The organism is Sporomusa sp. 246TCP1 (assembly GCF_057319775.1).
Window position 1 is genome coordinate 2,233,081 of the sequence record NZ_CM170492.1, and the last position, 19,681, is coordinate 2,252,761.

A 19,681-nucleotide genomic window follows, 5' to 3' on the forward strand; every position below is an offset into this window, starting at 1 on the left:
ACAGAAAAGCAACTATTTTGTCAACACTTTAAATAAACAATCCGCATCCTGCATAATGAACCTGCCCTCGCTAACAGGCAGGTTTATCTACGTCCAACACTGACTCCCTGTCGCCGCCGGTCCGCCGGACTGAGCAAGGCCTCCTGCTGGCGCCGGATTTTTCGCTCCCAGTCACTTACTGACTCCATCCGGAAGTGGTGCACCAACACCTCCGGTCTCACGGCATAGACAATGCGCTTAACAGCCGGCACCCGAAATGACCGCTGTTCGTCGATACGTAGTCGATGGGCCAGCCTTTCCATTGCTCCATGACTGTGCCCATCTCCTTGACGTTGCTGGCGCTGTACATATTCTCCTGATAACGAGCAACTTAAGTGTAAGCCCCGGATATACCGCCGATACGCCCCCAGTTTGTTCAGCACCGCCAAAATGTAATCCACACCCTCAACCTCAGTCTTTAGATTTTGGTTGGTATTCATCAGGTGTCCCGTGTCCAGCATGAAACCAATATTGGGATGTTTTACCCCGCGAATTAGTTTGGCCGCTATTTTTTTATCCAGCAGCCTCAAACCCGGCCACCACTTGTTTGCAAACAAGAGTGCTATATTATCCGGGATATGGGGCGCCAATTCATTGATGACCTCAATAGCGGCAGTGACAACTTCATCATCGGTGGTGCCAAACTGCCACGTATAGATTTCCCATGGCTTGACTTCACTGATAGGAAAGACGAGATACCCGGCTCCGGCTGCCCGGGCGATGTTAATCTGCTGCCGGCAGCCTTCCAGCCATTCGTCCCGGGTCAAGCCACCATAGTAGGCTTTGATTCCCGCTTTACTGCCAAACTGGGCCAGCAGTATCTGTAGATCCTGCCGCCAGAAAGCCAGCCAGGAATCACCCATCGAGAAGTGAGCTCCTTGAATCCATTGCGATGGCAACAACTTGGGGTCCCCGCAATTGCCAAGGTATATTTCGATGCCAGCTAGCTGACGACGTAAAAGCAAGGGTTCCAACCAGTCCAAATGAACATGGCTGACCTCCTGGCCGTTGCTGCAGTTAGGCAGGCTAATTAACTGTCGCATAGGGTTCTTCCTCCTTTCGAAAAAGTTTTGCCGTAACTAAAACAAACTTTCTCTCTTTATGATAAAATACGTTTGTTATAGTTTATCAATTAAATTTTTCCATTTTTGCACTTGATTCCAAATTCCACATAACTTTTAAGAGCATTAATTATCAGTTGTTCTTTCGAAATGCCAGTGTCAGTTGTTGTATCACTCTCCATGGCATCGCTGATGATCTGCTTAATCTGATAAGGATAATAGCCGCAATCCAAAAGTTGATGAGTTAGCTTTTCAATTTGTTGGTGTTTCACAAAATCCACCCCCTAAACTACTGACTCCAAAGGACTACCTTTGTTTTTTTGTCAATAAGGTTAGCTTATACTCTCCGATAACCTGGCCATCATCTAATTGCAAGGGCGCTTCTATTCCAGCTACATACTGTCCATCAGCGCTGATAGCGGCAGCAACACACGGACCGCCGCTGGTAGCTGCGTAATCAACCAGCTGGGTTTCCGGTATTGTAACAATATATAAACCATGCACTGACGGATCTTTGGAACGTACATTCCGGCCGATTGCTAAGGCTGCTAACTTATTGCTTGCTGCGATTTGCTCAATCATGCCACCAAATTTATAATTATTCATTAGCTTGCCCTGTAAGTCAAACACAAACAAGCTGTTGGAATTGGGATGCTCTACCGGGGTTGGCAGTTGCCAATTGGCGCGGTTGTAGGTATTACCTGTTGTAACTACAGCATATTTACCCAGCAGTTGACTGTAATTACCGGTGGCGTTGATATATACGCCGCCGATTTTTTGTGGCTGGCTGATACTGCGCCGCCACACTTCCTGCCCCTGCTCACTATCAAATAAAAAGCACCGACCGTCGCTGGCAATACCGGTGATATATCGCCCATCGGGGGTAATATCAGTACTTGTGCGCATGGTAACATTCTGATAGGGTGAAACTACGTCTATATACTTACTCCATAACACGGTATTCAGCTTGCCGTCCAGACAATAGATATTCTGATCATACATGTATTTCGCCACATCAAAATTAGCCGTAGCAAAGGCAGCCTTATCACCTGCTGTATCTACACTTATCCAGCTTACCCAAGAGTCCAGATTGTGATCGCCAGGAAAACTTTCCACCCGTTCCCCGTTAGCCGTAAATTTATAAATACGGCCAACATATTCGTTGTGCCCATCAGCATGCTTGATATACCGCTGGGCAACAGCGTAAATCATACCGGCCGCATCTGTCCGGATGGCCACTATGCCGGGATAGGTTTTCTCCTTAATATTGGTGCCCAGTTCATTTACACTGGATTGACGCCATAACTCACTACCGTCCTTAACACTTAAACTGAATAACCAGCCCTGCTGGCTGGTTTCGCCAACAAGTACCGAACTTCCGTCCGGTGAAAATTCCAGTGCTGCCAACTTTCCTAACCCCATATTTTTGCGCCAGACAAGGCTTCCCTTGGTATCATAAAGCAACACTTCCCCTGTTTCCGATCCAACTGCCAAAAATCTGCTGTCCGGCGAAAAACAGATAAATCCTTTATTAAAACCCATTCGTTGGTAGTTATATACCTCAATTTGTCCTAAAACAGTTTCCATTACTTTGCCATAAGCACCGGTCTGTGTACCACTTTGTTTGCTTGAAAAGCTCATATGGCTGCTCATGCCAAAAATATGTGCTGCTAGTAATCCCAGCGTACAAATAAATAAGAGGGTAATCCCTGTCATGATAATCTTTTGCATTACCTTACAGCCACACTTTCATCAAATCATATAACCCCCGCCAGGAGGACACATAATAAAGTCCGCTAAATTGCAGTGCATCCATGATTTTTAAGAGTACCAGGCCACACACAGCCAGTAGCATGGTATGACAAAAAAAACGTTCCTGGTGTGACCATACTGGTAATACCACTTGCGGTGTTTCCCGGCCAAAACCGCGGCTTTCGACAGAAGAAGCCAAAGTCGCTGCCCGGCGCAGCGTCCGCGCCAAAATAGGAAATAATGTTTGAAAAGCCGTTTGAATCAGTCGCTGGGGTGATAGTGCCCGAAAGGGGTTAAACCCTCTGAGGCGCTGCGCTGTCAGCACTACACCAGTCTCTTGAAAGATAACCGGTAAAAATCGGAGACCAGTTATCAGCATAAAACCCAATTCATAAGGCAGCTTCCAGGACAACAAACTGCGCAGCAGTTGCCGCGGGTCAGAAGTCCAGTTAATCAATAAACCCAGAGTCAGCATCGTGCCTGAACGCAGCGCTTGCACAGCACCGTATTCCAGTCCCTCCCGGTAGATGTATACTCCGCCGGTCAATCCGCCAATACCCGGTGTAGTCGGCGCTAGCAGGCAAGCAACAATAGTTCGCGGTTCTCTGGTGTAAAATAGTGCCTGACTTGTCATTGATCCCCAGATGCCAAACAGGATAAAAACCATAAGTATGCGCCATCTGCCTGGAGATGACCGGGCAACAACATGCAGGCTAAGAGCCAGACAAAATAACAAAAATAATGAACGCGGGCTGTCTACAATCAGCACCATGGCTGCCAGCAGGATTAATAACACCATTTTAGTACGGACATCAAGCTTATGAAGCAGGGTTTTCCCCGGAGTAGCTTCCCAGACATGTCTGTCGTACATACCCTACCACCTCCTCTACGGTAAGTGCTGTGCCATTATACAATGCCTGGGCGGTAAGCAGCACCGCAGGTGGTTTAAGTCCGCTGGTTTTCAGCATAATCTGATCCTGAAAAATGGCAGCTGGCGCACCATCAGCCACAATCCGTCCCTGGTGCATAACGACAATGCGATCAGCAAACCGTGCAGCCACTTCCGTATCATGGGTACAAAAAACAATACTGCCGCCTTGCCTGGTATATTCCTTGAGCAACAACGCAATATCTTCAATATGTCCAATATCCTGGCCTGTTGTCGGCTCATCTAACAATAGGACAGGCGGCCTGCAGGACAGTACGGCGGCAATGGCCACCCTGAGCCGCTGACCCCGGCTTAATGCTAATGGAAACTCTTCTTCCAAGCCACTTAACCCCAGTTTATCTACCAGCAGCTGGCAATATCCTGTCCATCCAGCAGCATCCCCTTTGCGTTGCTGTTGCAAACTAAAGCCAATTTCTTCCCGTACGGTGCTGTTAAATAGCATAAAATCCGGGTTTTGTAAAACCATGCCAACTGCCGGCGACACCGCTGACTCTTGCCCCAATACTGCTATCTCACCCGTTGCCGGTTTGAGTAAACCGCCAATTAAGTGCAGCAAAGTAGACTTACCAGCCCCATTATTCCCCATAAGAGCAATAAATTGTCCGGGAAAAAGAGTAAAGTCAACCTCCTTGAGTATCAACTGCGTCGGATTATCATAATAAAAAGATAGACTCCGGGCCGTAACAACAGCTGGTAGCTTTGCTGGCAACTCCTCCGGTCTGCCCGGTGCTGTCGCTGCCGCTAGCACCTCATAGTGAGGAACAGCATAGCGTTGCCGAATGGCCGCCACAGCCTCACTGACCTTGGCCGAACTCACCGCAACTCCTAATTGGTGACAGATGGTAACAGGTTGCGGTAACCGGAGGCCATAGGCTGCGAACAGTTCCTGGCGGCCATAAGCCTCCTCACATTTTCCCTGCCAAATCAGCTTGCCGGCATCCATAATGGCTACCTTGTGACATAAAGGCAATACCTCATGCAGCCGATGCTCAACAATGATAATGGTAATTCCCAGATTAGCATTCAGCTGTCTTAAGACCGACAATAATTCAACTGCTCCCTGCGGGTCAAGCTGGCTAATAGGCTCATCCAGGGCCAATACCCTGGGTTTTGCTGCCAGTACAGCCGCCACAGCTAAACGCTGTTTTTGTCCGCCTGACAGAGCATGTACACTAGCTTCAGCCTTATCTAAAAGGCCTACCAGTTGCAATGCTTCCCTGACTTGTGGCTCAATCTGGGCGGAGGTCATTCCCATATTTTCCAGAACAAAGGCCACTTCATCAAATACTGTTGTTGAAAAAATTTGATCATCCGGGTTTTGAAATACCATGCCTACTGTGCGGCTCATCTCGGCCACACCTAAGTCACTCGTAGACCGCCCGCCGACCAATACTTCTCCCACAAGTGTTCCGCCGCTTTCATGGGGAATCAGGCCATTGAGCATCTTCAATAACGTACTTTTACCACAGCCTGTTGCTCCTGTCAGCAATAAGAATTCTCCTGCTGAAATGTGGAGACTAACATCTTTTACGCTGGGAGTACTGCGATGCCTATAGGTAAATGAAACATTACATAGCTGTACCATACTATCCATCTCGTCAGTCCCCCCCTACTCTGGCTAATCGTTTACCTAAGGCTGTGCCACAGGCAGCGCCGACTACTGTATAGATAAATCCGTTAATGCTCAAAACCAAAGCAATATACCAGGCAGCATAATACATGCGATACAAAAATGCCATAGCCTGCAATCCTACATATGTTGAAATAGTATCAGCCACGCCACAGCTAATAGCCAAAAGCACGATTTTGCCCCAGGGTATGCTTTCATCTTCCCGTTTTTGCAGCCAGCCATACATCCCGCTGCCATAAATCAAAAGCTCCAGCAAGAGCGCCTGCATACCATAGTTCAACAAAATAATGGGTGAAATTTGTCCAAAAGCCAGCATACCTAAGAGCATGCGGACAAGGGTCATAAGTGCCACTACACCCGGGCGGGGAATTAAGATAACCAGTGCCACCACCATCATATAGAGAAATACACCATTAAATAGGCCGGTAATCAAAAAACCGAACGGCCCCAGTAGAATATGAAAAAAATCATTTAGCAAGGTTGACGGAACATTAACTACCGCAAACGCAGCCGCGCCAAATAAAGCGATGGTTACCAGCCAGCGTGTTTTTAACACCGTCAGCACTTGTCGCAAACGTCTAAGTGCCACAAACAGACCTGCCAGTACCATTAGTGTTGCCATACTGACCACTACCAGCGCCTTGTTGTCTTTTTTTACAATAATAAGCGGCACTTCACACACCAGCGGCGGCTTTATTCCGTCTTGTAGTTCTGCTTGAAGAATATAAGTACCACCAGTCAAATCACGTTCATCTGCATATACCGGTATCTGCAGACGTTGCCAGGAGTCACCATTTAAGGCTGTAAAAGCTTCTAAAAAATTTTTTTGCCGGTCCAGTGCTCCGCCATTTACATCTTCATTGGTTGAGCCAGGAGTAAACAAGCCGTTCACCGGCTGATGACTGGCTGCATCCAACAGCCGGACAGTAACAACAGCCAGCTTCTGCACCCCGGACGGATTTACAATATCCACTCCCAAATGCGTTACCGGGTGAATGGCTTCAATCTCCTGATTAGAGGCGCCTTTGCCGACGACTAGATTTTTGTAATAGTCCCATTGCCGGTCTCGTAATACTAAGACGTTGCGACCCATACGGTCATCTGTTTTGCCGTCTTTATCCAAAGGTAAAACAATACCTGCCATGGTTACAGGAGCGGCAGCTTTACCGGTACCTACCTCTACATTAATCGGCACCTGCTGCGTAATTTCTCCGGCTGTAACAGCAGCTGTATACTTACCAGGCGGCAGCTCTGATGCCACTTGAAAGGACAGTAAGTCATACCACTGGCTGTAACCGCCTGCCAGCAGTTCTTGCCTTGTTAAAACATAATGGTCTGCTTGTTGGTTTATCTCCCAATTTTCCTGAGAACCAGCAGGCTTAAAACCCGGCGGCAGGCTGATAGTTATGACTATCGCTTTATCGGCTGAATCGCGGTTTTCAATACTAAAAAGCGCTGCTGCTTGCGTACCAGGAGTCACAGAATCCCTGACTTTCCCGAGATAATAGGGAAATTGACAGGAAAAAGACAGGCCATGCTGGGCCTGACCAGTAATTGTCAGCAATACAAACAGCACTGTTACTAAACCGGTCAGTGCTTTTTTGATGGGCAAATGCTTTCCCCCTTTTTTAGCGATAAAAAAATGCAGCCCCTGTATTTTTTAAGGGATGCATTTTTTCTTTTATCGTCGTATAAGCAGCCTCCTTGCATAAATTCTATTATTTATGTCATAGCAGAATTGAAAAAAGAAAGGGTCAATATTGACCCGCGCCAACGGCGCAAAGTTCTTAAGGAGCGTAAAGAAAATGGACTAAAATATTAAAACTCCTGGCCGTGGAAGGTCAGGAGTAATAACCAGTAAACGAATTAAGCTAGGTACACTTTGAAAGTGCCTACTAAATCCCCTCCCCATACCTCGTGGGTAACACGGTGATTGTCAGATAGGCAGTTCTCCTGACTTCGGATCAATGCTTGCTTAAACCTTCCCAGGACGATCATCCCAGTGGTATATCTTAAGCTTGCTCCCCGTTACAGTGGCGGGACCGCGCCGTCATTTAAACGGACTTCCCTATTAAGCCTTTAAGGCACCTATCTCGGATATATTTAATTTTCCATAAAAAAATTTGTGTCTAATTAATAACCGGAATGGCCGGACGATCTTTGCTTCTTTCGGTATAAGCTCCGGTAATAGCATCTTTTACATGTTGTACATAGATATCTTGAATGCCAACATTTTCACCGAGTCCATGAATATAGGTTTCTACTTTGAATCCAGCGGCGATCAACTGTGATTTAAAGGATTCCTTATCGTCACCAGCCATATCGTTATTTGCATGATCGCCGGCAACCAACATAATTGGCATTAAAGTAACTTTTTTAATTTTATTGTCTTTTAATTCCTTAATCACATTTTCAATGGTAGGATAACCCTCTACTGTGAATACAAAAACATTTTTTAAACCCGCATCCTGAATTTTCATTTGAAGGGCTGCATAGGCTGTATTAGAAGGATTTACGCCGCCATGACCCATTAGGGCAATTGCTTCACCTTTTCCTAATTTAGGGAATTGAGTTTGCATTGCTTTAATGGCAATCAAATAATCATCCGGTTTTTCACCCTCTTGTCCGGTGTAGTACAGGACCGGGCGACCAACGGAAATTTTTTCAAAGGATTTCTTATAATTATCAACTACATGCATAAGTTTTGCATATTCATCACCAGCTTCCATATGCAGCGGTTGAATAATAATTTCTTTATAACCATCGGCTTTCAATTTATCAAGTGCCTGTTTTTCTGTATCAAAGTGCAATCCGTCACGATCAGCTAATCGTTTAATAATAATACGAGAGGTAAATGCATGGCGAACTTCATAATCAGGGAATGCAGCTTTAATTTTGTCTTCAACCGCTTCTGTTGTAATTTTACGCGTATCTGCAAAAGTAGTGCCAAAGCTTACAACTAAAATTGCTTTTTTCCCTGCTGTTGCTTCGGCAGCATAGGTTTTTTGTCCAATAATAAGGACCCCAAAACATACTGTCATCAAAAATAAGGTCATCATAATCCAAATGGTTTTTTTCAAAATTCTTCACTCCTTATTTAGTACAAATATTTAGTGGAAATTTACAGAGAACTCAATTCACCTCCATATTGAAATAATAAGTAGACTTACCTCTTGCGTATTGGTTTATTTATATCATAGCAGAATTGTAAAAAGAAAGGGTCAAAAATGACCCGCGCAAAAAAGCGCAATGTTCAAAAGGAGTGTAGAAAAGAAAAATGGCTTAAATATTAAAACTCTCAACCGTTAAAAGTTGAGAGTAATAAACAGTAGAGTAAATACAAAACTCCTGGCGTATAAACCAGGAGTGAATTAGCTCAGAACGCTAAAAGCGTTTACTGTAATCCCCTCCCCATACCTCGTGGGTAACAAACGGTGATTGTCAGATAGGCAGTTCTCCTGACTCCGGATCGTTACTTGCTTAAACCTTCCCAAGACTATCGTCCCAGTGGTATATCTTAAGCTTGCTCCCCGTTACAGTGGCGGGACCGCGCCGGCATTTAACCGGACTTCCCTATTAAGCCTTTAAGGCACCTATCTCGTACATATTTAATTTTTTATTATATGAATAGAATATCATTCTTGAAAACAGTTGTCAAGCCTTAATTAGTTATCAATCTAAAGAGCCGTATGGAAACTTTATGTTTCAATACGGCCCTTTAACGTAAACGTTATTACCGGTCATTGAAGTTAATCTACGTCTATAATCAGCCGCCCTAGTCTCTTACGTCTATGACTATGTCCCCGAAAAAAACTCTGATAGCCTCTACGGATTGGCGTATAAGTTATAATAACCTCGCCATTATCGTATCTTTCAAGGGCAAGATCAATGGTTCCGTTAGGATCGGCATTGTAGGAGCCACCACCGCCTCCAGCACATAAATTAGAACCAGCACCGCCACCACTAAATCCACCACCGCCTCCACCTCCTAGTCCACTATCACCCGCACCACCTCCACCGCCTCCAAAGCCACCGCCTCCACTTCCGCCTTTAGCACCAGCATAAATCGCAGTTCCACCCTCTGAATTACCTTGCGCACTTTGTCCGTTTGACAATATACCTGCCCCACCGGAAGCGCTGGCAGAACTCAGTCCACCATAACCACCTGTACCCCCGCTTCCAGTGTTATTTTCTCCAGCATTACCCTCTTGGGAAGTTGATGCGTTGAGTCCATTTGAATCCGTATCCGCCCCGCCACCACCACCAGCGGCAACAAGCAGGGCATTATTTTTAGTAATATCGGAATATTCTTTGCCACGCCAGACAAATGAGCCGCCACCGCCACCGCTGCCACCTGAACCATAGCCCATTCCCCCTACTAGAATTGCAAGAATTTCCCCTGGTGTTACAGTAAAATTACCCTGTACTATTGCACCAAAACCACTAAAACCAGTTGATGCTCCACCACTCGCACCAATAGCCGTAATTGTTATTGAGGTTACGTTTTGGGGCACAGTGAAACGATCCAATTCCTCTTTATAGCCAAATCTTACAGTCTCCAAAAAATATACCACCCTTCATAAGAACATTAGTCTTTTCACTATTATCTTATGAAGGGGGGTTCTTGAAGGTTTCAATCGGAAGTTTTGCGCGCAAAAAGGCTAACCTCACAGCAAAATCTGCAAGGTTAGCCTCTAAGTTATCTACACGCAAAATTTTTGATTGCCTCAGAAGAATAAAGTCGCGGGCTGCCCAGCTATGGAATTCATACTTTTCTTGCATATCTTCAAGGACTTCCGCGCCATAATCATAAGTAAAGCAGAAAAGATGACAGGCTTGCATCTCAAACATGGTCATCTAAATGTAGCCAAGCTCCGCTATTGTTTTACTGCCATTTACCTCAAATTGCCGCCAAATTTTCGGCGTGTAATCCACAAGTTCGGCATAAAATCTGTAGATCGGATGTATCGCCATTTACTCTCTCTCCTGTTTGTCGCGGTATTTGTACGGTATATCGTTTTCCTCGCACCATTCCTTGACAATCCCTAGGAACGCCAGGGAGCGAAAGGCGTAATAGGACTTTTCAAGCCCAGCATAATTTAATGTATCCTTGAAATGACGAAATGGCTTCCTACCGTTTAATGCGCGGAACAACTGCTCGCGTTTGCGGGCATCTATGGTAGCCTCTGCGAAATCCTCCATAATGTCATACTCGCGAATATCATACTGGTTCGGAAGTCTGACATAATCACGAGAGTTTTCGATTTCCTCCGCCAGTTCCTCGTCTGTTTCAATATAAACTCCATCAGAAAGGGCGACAAACTCGCCTGTCGCTATATTCAGATACTGTTCCCAGTGATCCATCGTTTCTTCAAGCTTGTCTGCAATATCTTCTAAAAAGAAAAGCGATTTTCCAGACATGCGTTATCACCTCCGGCAATGCGTGCTAAACAACGATTATTTCTCCTCATTTGCCATGAAAAGTTCGTTTGACTTCTTGGTAAACCTTGAAAGTTGAACACTTCTGATTAAATATATCACAAAATTTATTAAAATTCTATCTGGAGGACCGTTTTTGTTCTAAGATAAGAGAGTATATATTTTTGAGAGTTATGGAGGCATTATAAAACAAGGGGTTTCAAGTATAAGACCCCGGCATAGGAGGCCCGCACCCCTCGTAACTCCCGTAACCCCTCGGCCTTTGCCGGAAAAAGCGTTCCGCAGGAGTTCAAGATTTTTTCTTGTTCACTGCCTTCTTAATGCCTCTCCTGCAAGCTTGTCTGCTAATTCATTGCCAGCAATACCAGAATGTCCGGCAACCTTTTTAAACCTTACCCAACTTAGATAAGGGCGAATAAATACAGAATAGGCTGCCGTAATCTTATTATTGGTTTTCCATTTACCTGTAGCCCATTCAGATATACCTATGTAGTCATGGTGAATTGTGATTGCGCCAATATCCTGTGTTTCAGCCCATTTTACTGCTTCAATAGTAGCTTCCAGCTCGCCGGCAATATTGTGGATAGCAACTGCTTCGGCATTCTGACCTACGCCACTGGCTGTATGGATTACCTCTGAGCCATTGTACACCGCAAACCCCCAGCTATAGCGCTTGTTGTGATAGCTGCCATCAACATATATATCATAGTACTCACCTGCCGGTCTTTCGTCTTGATTGCTGTCTAGCGGTGTACCTGGAGCATTGCCGCTTATATAGTCTTGAGCTTCCGCTTCAGTAGGGAAGCTCTTAAACAATGCTCCAGAGTATCCGGTCACTTGTTTTTGGCACTCTGCCCATGTTTTATATACTCCAGGTTGTTTGCCCACTTTTACCGCATAAAATTTCTTTGGTGCCATAGTTCCTCCTTGATTTTAGCCATATAACCTAATGCTATGTTATCATGTTATATCAGTAAATTCATTATGAATTTTTTAAATCACAGGCAAATATCAAGTTTATCAAGAACATGTTGAATTTTATTGAACATTGTAGCTCGTTCTGAGCCGGCAAATAATAGCCCGACAGCATAATTATCATTTGTTAGCACCAACGAGCCGCTATCACCAGGCATACTCATGGGACCGGCTAATATCTGGTCAGTAAATATGCCATATTTTTGATTACTCATACTGATTTTTACAGTTAAATTTGTTGCCAATACCAGGCCGGAAGTTACCCCGGTTGTCCGTCCGCTTTTTTTTATGGGCATGCCTAAAGTTGCTTCTTTTACGCCGGCTACCAAACCAATTTCTAATATCTCTGCACTAATATCTGCTGGATTTACCGGCACTGCGACGGCACAGTCAACATAATTAAGTTTTTCGCTTTCCCGCAATACCCGAACTTGATATCTGGGCTGAAAAAGGTGAATGCATTTATTAAGCAGTGATTCAAAGGTCTGAGCAATTTTACAGCGTGGAAAAGACATTTCACTATACAATGGCACAAATCTCGCTAGATGGGCAATCGTGCTGCTCTCTAAGTTACCGCCATCATATATCCCGGGTTGAATAATAGGATCGCCAATACTAGCGCGAGCGTCGCTGCCGTTAGTGATATTTGCTAATACATGATTGTTAGATAATAGCAGGAGTTCTCCTGTGTTTTTATCTTTAACAACTGCGCCGAAAGTTCCCGCTGAAATCTTATAATGCCCCAGACTCATTCCCGGTTGAGCCGGACGATTAAAATCTAATCTTTCTTTTTGCAGCCTAATATCGCCAACTTCTATTATGTCTGTTGCTATGTTAGCTATTGTTTTTGGTACTACCTCGCTGCGCTGTAACTCTGAGATACGGTACTTTTTTTTGACAAGTATTGTTAACGTTTCTTTTCCCGTATTTTTACCGCGAACATATTTATGACCTTGCCCAACCCCAACTATATTATTGTCAAGGTTATCCTTTTTTACAAGTTCATGAAAGATTCCGGGTATATCCACTATATTCATATCTTCTCCCCCTTCGGTGCTTCCCTACAGTAAGAGCAGATTATAGTAATTGTTTAATTTCGTTAATTTTTTCAAAGGCTGCTTGATAACCGCGTTTTACAAACTCGTTATTCTGTTTAAAATCTTTATGATTTAAATCAGCTACTTGTGGTCTAATAATTATATCTGCATACTGCTCAGATTTCATTAAAGTGACTTCTCTGCCCATAATCTCAATACATTGCATCAGTATTTCACCAACAGAGTCGATTTCATAGTTCGGCTGACCAGTATAGCCTAAATCAACAGCAATAATTTTTTCAGCACCCATATGGTTTAATATATCTGTAGGCAAATTATTTTTAACTGCACCATCTACCAATGTCATCCCCCGATACTTTTTTGGAAAAAATACTCCTGGTATAGAGATGCTGGCTCTAACAGCCTCACAAAGCAGCGCATTATGATAATATCGTGCATTAAGAATACTTCGCGTGCATGGCAATGGAGATGTGAAAAACACGGTATCTGCCGAATTCAAGTCAACAGCAGTTATCGCTACTGGTATTTTCGTATCGCGAACAGTCCTTTGCTGCCACAATTTTCTCAGGATGGCTTCAATCTTTTCCCCTTTAAGTAATCCTGTAGGTAGTACAGACCAAAAACGGAACTTGCCACTTAGCATCCATTTAAATCCATGTTTAAATAGATCGGAAGTAGTTACTTTTAAGTCGATTAAATCCGGAATATTGATACTTTGAATGATAGACTGCATCTGCTGTGGTGAATAACCGCAAGCATACATGGTTGCTACTATTGCTCCGGCACTGGTTCCTGAGATATAGTCAATTGGTATGTTATAATCAGCGAAGGCTTTAAGCACTCCAATATGTGATGTTCCTTTCAGTCCTCCACCGCTTAAGGCAACTCCTACTTTGGGGTGAGAGCCACGCGAATGATTATTTATGGTAACAATCATGTCATTCACCTCGCCATTCCCTCTTCGTATTATGTTATGAAAGAACAGCGAACTATGATATAAATTAGCACAAAAAAAAACAGAGACTTTATGCAGATCTCTGTTTAGACTAGCTATTTTTTTTTGCAAGAATGATCATGCGAGGAGTTTCGGAGCTATATAACCGTCCGTCAAAGCCACCATAAGTTGCTAGAATAGAAAGACCGCTGTTACTAAATAGATTAGCCATTTCAGGGAGTGAATAGGCTCTTAAAACAAATTCATACTGAGTTTTAATGCCTGTAACCTGATTAATTAACTGTCGTTTCATGGTAGCAATACCGTTTTCGAGCTCCACTTTATAGGAAAGTACGCATTCGCCGCTAGGATGTCTCCAGTAACGATTTAAGTTGTTGCGAACCATCCAATCCCGATTTAATAAATCAATGAGAAATAGACCATTTGGCTGCAAGGCTTTAGCAACTAGTTTTATTATAGTAGCGTTTTCCTCATCAGTAAAATAACCAAATGCAGCAAACATATTAATCACTGCCGCAAATTTTTCACTATAGTCAAGTTCCCGCATATCTTTTTTTATAAATGTTATACTGACATTTGCCTCCCGGGATTTTTGGATAGCAATATCTAAAAAATCCTGGGTCCCGTCTACGCCTGTTATATTAAATCCCTGCTTAGCAAGTTCTATCGCATGTCGACCATAACCACAATACAAATCCAGGATAGATTCGCCGGGTTTGAGTTTAAGAACCTGGGTAATAAATTGGACCTCCTGATCTGTACCAGCCAAGGAGTACGTTTTGTAATCACCTATTGTTTCATGACTCACGTTTGACACCACCAATACATACTTTTTCAGCAGTAGCCTTCCTTATTTGTTCCGCAATTATGTGCGCCTAAGGTATTATATAGTATTTGTAAAAATTCGCTATTTGTAGTAAAAATCCTTCCCGCATATTGATTAAATAAAAATCACCCCCCATATCGTATCAGCAAACACGACATGGGGGTGATTCCAATTTTCTCTATTTTATTAGTTCTACGGTATCACTATTACCAATCTTAGCAGCATTAGCTTCATCAGTGTCAAGGTGGCAATCAAGTTTAAAACTATCGCTGACTCTAATTAAAACCTGGTCAAATATGAGACCACGTTCACCGCCAAAGGCAACTTTTACAATATCTTTATCTTTTAAGCCTAATTCAGCAGCATCGGCAATGGTCATATGAATGTGGCGACAGGCGGCAATAACACCTTCTTCTATTGTTACCTGACCTTTAGGACCAACTATAGTAAGTCCTGGTGAACCTGCTAAGTTGCCGGAATCACGAACAGGAGGCTTGATGCCAAGTTTTAAAGAGTCAGTAAGGGAAATCTCGACTTGCGTTTGTTTGCGCTCAGGCCCAAGAATACGAACTTTTTTGAAAGAACCCTTTTCGGTAATCAAATCGACCTGTTCTTCACAAGCAAATTGACCAGGCTGTGACAGAGGTTTTTTTACAGTGAGCTGATGGCCCTCACCGAATAGGATATCAAGATGTTCACGGGTTACATGTACATGGCGGGCTGAAACACCTACGGGAATTGCTTTAGACATAGATAAATGCACTCCTTTAAATAATATATATTCTTCCTGCTATTCGATGACTTCAGAGAAATACACTACAGTAACAAGATCACTGCAGGTTAAGGTCTTGTCATAAATAGATTGCAAAAAGACCATTAAATCATCGATGCTGGTAAGATCCGGATTTTCACCTTGTAAATCATCTATGGTTAATTGTGCTATCGGCTTAACTAAAACACGGTCAATAGCCGCAGTAAATATTCTTTTCTTTTGGGAAAAGCGTTTGCCAACAGTTACCCATACAATATCGCCTTCCATGTATTTATTCGTCTTGTCACCAAGCCGTATAGTGCAAATTTTACGGCGACAAACCAATTGACTGTGATAGTTAGATGAATAAAAATTCAATGCTTTCATCCCAAAATCCTCCTATTCACTAATAACTTAGCCATTTTTTAATTCGCGATACGGCTTCTGTTAGTCGGCTCTCAGACTGTACCAGTGCTATACGTACATAACCTTCACCGCAATTACCAAAAGCACTGCCTGGGATAACAGCAACTCCGGTATTTTGTAACAGTGAGACGGTAAAATCAAAGGATGATTGTTTAGTAGGTACTGGAGCCCAAACGTACATTGATGCTTTGGGACGGTCTACCTTCCAGCCAAGTTCATTGAAACCATCAACAATAATATCGCGGCGTTTTTGATAGATAGCAGCTGTTTCACTAACGCAATTCTGAGGACCAGTAAGCGCGGCTATGGCGGCCTGCTGAATTGGATAGAAAATTCCGTAGTCAAAATTAGATTTCAGACGACTTAAGATTGAAATTACGTTTGCATTACCTACAACATAACCGATCCTGCAACCTGCCATATTATAGGTTTTTGACAGCGAATTAAACTCTATACCGATATCTTTAGCACCAGGAATAGACAGGAAACTATCCGGTTGATAGCCGTCAAATACCAAGTCACTATAAGCGAAATCGTAGCAAACCAGAATGTTATGACGCTTGGCAAAAGCGACAACTTCTTCCAAAAAGCTACGTGGTGCTGTAGCAGCCAATGGATTATTGGGATAATTCAAAATCATAATTTTTGCCTGTTTTAGTACATTCTCTTTTATCGCCGTCAAATCAGGCAGATAGTTATTGGCAGCAGTAAGCGGCATACGGTAGATTTCAGCACCGGCAACAAGCGGACCGGCGCTGAATATAGGATAGCCCGGATCAGGTACAAGCACGATATCACCAGGATTAACAAGGCACAAGGCGATATGTGCTAAGCCTTCCTGCGAGCCAATAAGCGAATGAATTTCGGTTTCCGGATCTAGTTCAACGCCAAATTTACAATACCATTTGGAGATAGCGTCTAATAGCCCGGGATCTCCTTTTGATAAGGTATAGCCATAATTAAAACAGCAATCGATAGAATTTTTTAGTGCTTCCACAATATGCGGCGCAGGTGCCATATCAGGACTACCGATACTTAAAGTAATAACATCTTTGCCAGCAGCAACTTCGGCTTTACGCAGATCATCCACTTGCGTAAAAACAGCAGAAGTTAGTGTTTGCATACGTTTGGCTTGCTCAAACATGGTTGCCCTCCATTTATCCTTAGATAACAGGTTTAGTCACTATGTACGATCTATATTTATTAATTCAATACTGGCAGGACAAATCCTGTTGAATAGCCAAAAAAAGTTTATGATTTCACTTAGTCTATGATTTGTTGATTAAGCTCATACCACGACGGCCAACCTCGGATAGCAAACGTTCCTGGTCGATAGTGGTAAGCTGATGATTATCCATTAGGATCTTACCATCAACAATTACTGTATGAACATCGCGGGCACTGGCGGCATACGTCAAGAGCGATAATTGATCATGGCGCGGATACCAATGGGGTTCCTGCATCTCAAAGATAGTTATATCTGCTTTGTAAGCACTTTGGATTTTTCCGGTTATATTGCCCAAACCCAGTGCTTCAGCCCCCTGGCTGGTTGCCATGTCTACGGCTGTTTTGGCAGGAATCGCCAATGGGTCTAACCGGTGAACTTTATGAAGCATTGCTGCTAAGCGCAATTCTTCCAGCAAGTCAAGATTATTATTGCTGGCTGCGCCATCAGTCCCTAAACCAACACAAATTCCAGCCTGGAGCATATCCGGAACCGGCGCCACCCCGCTGGCTAGCTTCATATTACTGCCCGGGTTATGGGCCACTCTTACCTTCTTATCCTTCATGATAGCAATATCTTCCGGCGATACATGCACACAGTGGGCAGCTAACACACCATAATCAAAAACACCTAACTCCTGCATTAGCGCAATTGGCGATTTACCGTATTGTTTTTGACAATCAGCGACTTCACTGGCCGTTTCTGATAAATGGATATGGATTTGTGCTCCTATTTTGGCAGCCAAGGCTGTTACTTTTTTTAGATACTCCGGCGGACAAGTGTAGGGCGCATGTGGCCCCAGCATAACAGTGATTCGACCGTCAGCTCCATGATGCCATTCTTTATAGAAGTTTTCACTTTCAGCCAGCGCTTGATTGGCTGTTGGGGCTACTCCGGCCATTCCTCTTGCTAATACGGCACGAATACCGCTTTCGGCTGCTGCTCTGGCGGCGTCAGGCATAAAAAAGTACATATCCGCAAAGCAAGTAGTACCGGATTTAATCATTTCAGCAATGGCTAACTGCGTTCCCCAATAAACATCGTCTGCTGTCAGGTTTTCTTCAGCAGGCCAAATCTTTGTTTGCAGCCAATCCATGAGCATCATATCGTCAGCATAGCTTCGAAAGAGTGTCATAGCTGCATGAGTATGGGTATTAACAAAACCGGGTACGATTAATTTATTTTGGCAATTGATTATCCTGTCAGCTTGCTCTGTGACAGATCCAATTTGAGTAATAAGCGAACCGTTGATGGCAATATCTAATTGGCGTACTTGCCCGTCAGGGCAAAGGACGTCGCCGTCTTTAAGCAGCATAGTTATCATTTGTTAGCCCCCTTTGCATTTCAGAACTAGGCTTTATGCAGATAGTCTTCCTGTTCAGCGCTAAGGCTGTCAATACTAAAGCCCATAGCTTTCAATTTAAGTGCAGCAACGCGGTTATCCATTTCTGTTGTCACCGTATATACCTTATTATCCAATTTTGCGTGATTTTCGGCAATATGAAGCACAGCTAGTGTTTGCATGGCAAATGACAAATCCATAATTTCTGTTGGATGGCCATCGCCGGCAGCCAGATTAACTAGACGACCCTCAGCCAGCAGATATAGTTTACGTCCGTCAGGCATAGCGAATTCTTCAATATTTTTACGTACTGTTTTCCGGGTCTGAGCTAAAGCAGTTAAGTGCTCTTTGTTAATTTCAACATCAAAGTGACCGGAATTTGCCATGATCGCACCTGCTTTCATGACTTCCATATGTTCACGACGGATAACATCCTTGCAGCCTGTTAGGGTAACGAAGATATCGCCCTGTGAGGCAGCTTCCTGCATAGGCAGCACTCTAAAGCCGTCAAATACGGCCTCAATCGCTTTAATAGGATTAATTTCGGTAATAATAACATTGGCTCCCAGACCCTTGGCACGCATAGCCACGCCTTTACCACACCAGCCATAGCCGGCGACAACCACTGTTTTGCCGGTTACTGTAAGGTTGGTTGTCCGCATGATACCATCCCAGGTAGACTGACCGGTACCATAGCGATTATCAAATAAGTATTTGCAATAGGCGTCGTTTACCGCAATCATCGGGAATTTTAGACGACCGGCGTCAGCTAATGCCCGTAATCGCAGGACACCGGTTGTTGTTTCCTCAGAACCGCCGAGAATATTTTTCAGCATATCACTGCGGTCACCATGGAGTAATGACACCAAATCTCCGCCATCGTCAACAATGATATCAGGTTTGGTATCAAGGGCCTTGTGTAAAAACGTTTCGTATTCTTCGGCGGTAGTATTGTACCATGCAAAAACTTTGACACCTTGCGATGCCAGGGCAGCCGCTACATCATCTTGTGTCGAAAGCGGGTTACTGCCCGTTACGGTCACATTAGCCCCCGCATTTTTAAGTACTAGTGCCAGATAGGCTGTTTTAGCCTCCAGGTGCATGGTAATAACTAGATTTTTGCCAGCTAGTGGTTTTGTCTGAGATAATTCTGCATTTAAGGTATTAAGAACAGGCATAAATTCCTTAACCCAGTTAATTCTATCCATGCCTTGCGGCGCTAAGTTACTATCGCGAATCATTGATTCCATAAT

19 protein-coding genes and 2 riboswitches are annotated in these 19,681 nt (G+C 43.8%); all 19 genes read right to left on the reverse strand.

All coding sequences use genetic code 11. The features are described 5' to 3' along the window. Nucleotides 1-83 precede the first annotated feature (83 nt). Nucleotides 84-1,082, reverse strand: a complete 999-nt coding sequence (locus AC1ECB_RS10765) for a TIM barrel protein (RefSeq protein WP_485668699.1) — start codon at nt 1,080-1,082, stop codon at nt 84-86. 89 nt (nt 1,083-1,171) lie between these two features. Next, entirely contained in the window at nt 1,172-1,372 is a 201-nt protein-coding gene (locus tag AC1ECB_RS10770; protein ID WP_485668700.1) for a hypothetical protein, read from the reverse strand. Nucleotides 1,373-1,406: 34 nt separating this feature from the next. After that, nucleotides 1,407-2,831 carry an outer membrane protein assembly factor BamB family protein gene (locus AC1ECB_RS10775; protein ID WP_485668701.1) on the reverse strand — a complete coding sequence of 475 codons (1,425 nt, stop codon included), beginning with the start codon at nt 2,829-2,831 and terminating at the stop codon, nt 1,407-1,409. 4 nt (nt 2,832-2,835) lie between these two features. Beyond that, nucleotides 2,836-3,723 (reverse strand): energy-coupling factor transporter transmembrane component T family protein, encoded by an 888-nt coding sequence (locus AC1ECB_RS10780; RefSeq protein WP_485668702.1) that lies wholly within the window; start codon nt 3,721-3,723, stop codon nt 2,836-2,838. Beyond that, nucleotides 3,671-5,395 (reverse strand): ABC transporter ATP-binding protein, encoded by a 1,725-nt coding sequence (locus tag AC1ECB_RS10785; RefSeq protein ID WP_485668703.1) that lies wholly within the window; start codon nt 5,393-5,395, stop codon nt 3,671-3,673. The genes AC1ECB_RS10780 and AC1ECB_RS10785 overlap by 53 nt, the downstream gene beginning before the upstream one ends. A gap of 4 nt (nt 5,396-5,399) precedes the next feature. Next, nucleotides 5,400-7,043, reverse strand: coding sequence for a hypothetical protein (locus AC1ECB_RS10790; protein WP_485668704.1), 1,644 nt, complete (start codon nt 7,041-7,043; stop codon nt 5,400-5,402). 314 nt (nt 7,044-7,357) lie between these two features. Further along, nucleotides 7,358-7,538: riboswitch (cobalamin riboswitch) on the reverse strand. A gap of 22 nt (nt 7,539-7,560) precedes the next feature. After that, complete coding sequence (locus AC1ECB_RS10795; RefSeq protein WP_485668705.1) at nt 7,561-8,511, reverse strand: sirohydrochlorin cobaltochelatase; 951 nt, start codon at nt 8,509-8,511, stop codon at nt 7,561-7,563. Between the two features lie 351 nt (nt 8,512-8,862). Continuing rightward, a riboswitch (cobalamin riboswitch) is annotated at nt 8,863-9,043 on the reverse strand. A 137-nt stretch (nt 9,044-9,180) separates the two neighbouring features. Beyond that, the gene (locus tag AC1ECB_RS10800) at nt 9,181-9,993 is read right to left on the reverse strand and encodes a hypothetical protein (protein ID WP_485668706.1); all 813 of its coding nucleotides are present in this window, start codon (nt 9,991-9,993) and stop codon (nt 9,181-9,183) included. A gap of 46 nt (nt 9,994-10,039) precedes the next feature. Beyond that, nucleotides 10,040-10,288, reverse strand: a complete 249-nt coding sequence (locus AC1ECB_RS10805) for a hypothetical protein (protein ID WP_485668707.1) — start codon at nt 10,286-10,288, stop codon at nt 10,040-10,042. A 117-nt stretch (nt 10,289-10,405) separates the two neighbouring features. Continuing rightward, the gene (locus AC1ECB_RS10810) at nt 10,406-10,852 is read right to left on the reverse strand and encodes a hypothetical protein (RefSeq protein WP_485668708.1); all 447 of its coding nucleotides are present in this window, start codon (nt 10,850-10,852) and stop codon (nt 10,406-10,408) included. Nucleotides 10,853-11,176: 324 nt separating this feature from the next. Further along, on the reverse strand, nt 11,177-11,788 hold the full coding sequence (locus AC1ECB_RS10815) for a ribonuclease H1 domain-containing protein (protein WP_485668709.1): 612 nt from the start codon (nt 11,786-11,788) through the stop codon (nt 11,177-11,179). An 80-nt stretch (nt 11,789-11,868) separates the two neighbouring features. After that, nucleotides 11,869-12,882, reverse strand: coding sequence for a chymotrypsin family serine protease (locus AC1ECB_RS10820; RefSeq protein WP_485668710.1), 1,014 nt, complete (start codon nt 12,880-12,882; stop codon nt 11,869-11,871). A 40-nt stretch (nt 12,883-12,922) separates the two neighbouring features. After that, the gene (locus tag AC1ECB_RS10825) at nt 12,923-13,840 is read right to left on the reverse strand and encodes a patatin-like phospholipase family protein (RefSeq protein WP_485669319.1); all 918 of its coding nucleotides are present in this window, start codon (nt 13,838-13,840) and stop codon (nt 12,923-12,925) included. A gap of 109 nt (nt 13,841-13,949) precedes the next feature. Next, entirely contained in the window at nt 13,950-14,666 is a 717-nt protein-coding gene (locus AC1ECB_RS10830) for an SAM-dependent methyltransferase (protein ID WP_485668711.1), read from the reverse strand. Nucleotides 14,667-14,862: 196 nt separating this feature from the next. Beyond that, nucleotides 14,863-15,435, reverse strand: a complete 573-nt coding sequence (gene pduL / locus AC1ECB_RS10835) for a phosphate propanoyltransferase (protein ID WP_485668712.1) — start codon at nt 15,433-15,435, stop codon at nt 14,863-14,865. 39 nt (nt 15,436-15,474) lie between these two features. Continuing rightward, nucleotides 15,475-15,822, reverse strand: coding sequence for an ASCH domain-containing protein (locus AC1ECB_RS10840; protein ID WP_021170503.1), 348 nt, complete (start codon nt 15,820-15,822; stop codon nt 15,475-15,477). A gap of 19 nt (nt 15,823-15,841) precedes the next feature. Further along, the gene (locus tag AC1ECB_RS10845) at nt 15,842-17,005 is read right to left on the reverse strand and encodes an aminotransferase class I/II-fold pyridoxal phosphate-dependent enzyme (RefSeq protein ID WP_485668713.1); all 1,164 of its coding nucleotides are present in this window, start codon (nt 17,003-17,005) and stop codon (nt 15,842-15,844) included. 124 nt (nt 17,006-17,129) lie between these two features. Continuing rightward, nucleotides 17,130-18,410, reverse strand: coding sequence for an amidohydrolase (locus AC1ECB_RS10850; protein WP_485668714.1), 1,281 nt, complete (start codon nt 18,408-18,410; stop codon nt 17,130-17,132). 26 nt (nt 18,411-18,436) lie between these two features. Further along, on the reverse strand, nt 18,437-19,678 hold the full coding sequence (locus AC1ECB_RS10855) for an adenosylhomocysteinase (protein WP_485668715.1): 1,242 nt from the start codon (nt 19,676-19,678) through the stop codon (nt 18,437-18,439). Nucleotides 19,679-19,681: the final 3 nt, after the last annotated feature.

Bases quoted from the DNA above. Each gene is read 5' to 3' on its own strand.
- AC1ECB_RS10780 (WP_485668702.1), bottom strand. From the start codon at position 3,723: ATGTACGACAGACATGTCTGGGAAGCTACTCCGGGGAAAACCCTGCTT.
- AC1ECB_RS10815 (WP_485668709.1), bottom strand. From the start codon at position 11,788: ATGGCACCAAAGAAATTTTATGCGGTAAAAGTGGGCAAACAACCTGGA.
- AC1ECB_RS10775 (WP_485668701.1), bottom strand. From the start codon at position 2,831: ATGCAAAAGATTATCATGACAGGGATTACCCTCTTATTTATTTGTACG.
- AC1ECB_RS10810 (WP_485668708.1), bottom strand. From the start codon at position 10,852: ATGTCTGGAAAATCGCTTTTCTTTTTAGAAGATATTGCAGACAAGCTT.
- AC1ECB_RS10840 (WP_021170503.1), bottom strand. From the start codon at position 15,822: ATGAAAGCATTGAATTTTTATTCATCTAACTATCACAGTCAATTGGTT.
- AC1ECB_RS10820 (WP_485668710.1), bottom strand. From the start codon at position 12,882: ATGAATATAGTGGATATACCCGGAATCTTTCATGAACTTGTAAAAAAG.
- AC1ECB_RS10765 (WP_485668699.1), bottom strand. From the start codon at position 1,082: ATGCGACAGTTAATTAGCCTGCCTAACTGCAGCAACGGCCAGGAGGTC.
- AC1ECB_RS10845 (WP_485668713.1), bottom strand. From the start codon at position 17,005: ATGTTTGAGCAAGCCAAACGTATGCAAACACTAACTTCTGCTGTTTTT.
- AC1ECB_RS10850 (WP_485668714.1), bottom strand. From the start codon at position 18,410: ATGATAACTATGCTGCTTAAAGACGGCGACGTCCTTTGCCCTGACGGG.
- AC1ECB_RS10785 (WP_485668703.1), bottom strand. From the start codon at position 5,395: ATGGATAGTATGGTACAGCTATGTAATGTTTCATTTACCTATAGGCAT.
- AC1ECB_RS10805 (WP_485668707.1), bottom strand. From the start codon at position 10,288: ATGACCATGTTTGAGATGCAAGCCTGTCATCTTTTCTGCTTTACTTAT.
- AC1ECB_RS10825 (WP_485669319.1), bottom strand. From the start codon at position 13,840: ATGATTGTTACCATAAATAATCATTCGCGTGGCTCTCACCCCAAAGTA.
- pduL (WP_485668712.1), bottom strand. From the start codon at position 15,435: ATGTCTAAAGCAATTCCCGTAGGTGTTTCAGCCCGCCATGTACATGTA.
- AC1ECB_RS10855 (WP_485668715.1), bottom strand. From the start codon at position 19,678: ATGGAATCAATGATTCGCGATAGTAACTTAGCGCCGCAAGGCATGGAT.